This is a genomic window from Arthrobacter sp. SPT-J7, from assembly GCF_059089965.1.
In genome coordinates this window covers 1-899 of the sequence record NZ_JBNHFF010000489.1, presented here as the reverse complement: position 1 = coordinate 899, position 899 = coordinate 1, and the positions used below count along the sequence as shown (strand labels likewise).

The window sequence follows — 899 nt, the reverse complement described above, 5'->3', positions numbered from 1 at the left end:
AGTACGGCGAGGTGGTCACGTTTCAAGCTGATGCGGGACGGCCGGACGTCGATACCCGCCGGATTGTTGGTTTTGATGCCGAGGGCACGGGGGAAGAATCCTTGATTACGCGGGGTGACACGCACTGGGCAGGCGATCCTGTTTCCGTCCGTGAGTCGCAGTTTAAGGGGAAGGTCCTTTACGCTGTGCCCCTCCTGGGCAATCTGGTCACTACGGGTCCCGACTTTTGGATGGCAGTGGCGGCAGCATCCCTGATTGGCGCCGGTGCCCTGCTCATCCTCAGGATCATCCGCAACTGGCGTCGGTGAGCTGGCCCGGGGATTTCGGACCGTGGCATCAGCGGAAAGGACCCACGCACCTTCCGCCCCGAAGATTAGAAGGAGATGGCATGCCCATCTACCGGCAGCGTGAGTGTAAAGGTGCTGCCCTCTCCAGGTTTGCTGTCACAGGCGATTTGGCCGCCATGGCGCTCGACGATGGTCTTTGTAATGGAGAGCCCAAGCCCGGCGCCGGCGATGGCCGCACCCTCGGCGGACTCCGTCCGGAAGAAGCGCTTGAAGACCCTGGCGGTGTCCTCGCTGCTGATCCCCATCCCGGTGTCGCTGACGCTCAGCTGCACCCACTCGTTGGTGCTGCGGGCACTGATGCTCACCTTCCCGCCGTCGGGGGAGTACTTGATGGCGTTGGACACGAGGTTGTCCAGGGCCTGTCCGATCCGGAGTGGGTCCGCGTAGGCCCACAGGGGTGAGGGAACGTCCGCAGTGAGCCGGACATTCGCATGCTCCGCCTGGGCCCGGGCAGAACCGATGGAGGTTTCCACGAGGCTGGCGAGGTCGGTGCGCTTGGGATGAACGTTCAGTGCGGCCGACGCCGAAGCAGACAAATCCGCCACGAGCGCC

General features: G+C 63.8%; 2 protein-coding genes. One reads left to right on the top strand and one right to left on the bottom strand.

What is annotated here, in order from left to right; genetic code table 11:
- Positions 1–308 (top strand): S24/S26 family peptidase (locus AC5RWX_RS33810; RefSeq protein ID WP_494100505.1); only part of this gene is annotated, 308 nt, incomplete at its 5' end.
- A 65-nt stretch (positions 309–373) separates the two neighbouring features.
- Here the strand turns inward: AC5RWX_RS33810 and AC5RWX_RS33805 are convergent.
- A partial coding sequence (locus AC5RWX_RS33805) for a sensor histidine kinase (RefSeq protein WP_494100504.1) occupies positions 374–899 on the bottom strand: 526 nt, incomplete at its 5' end.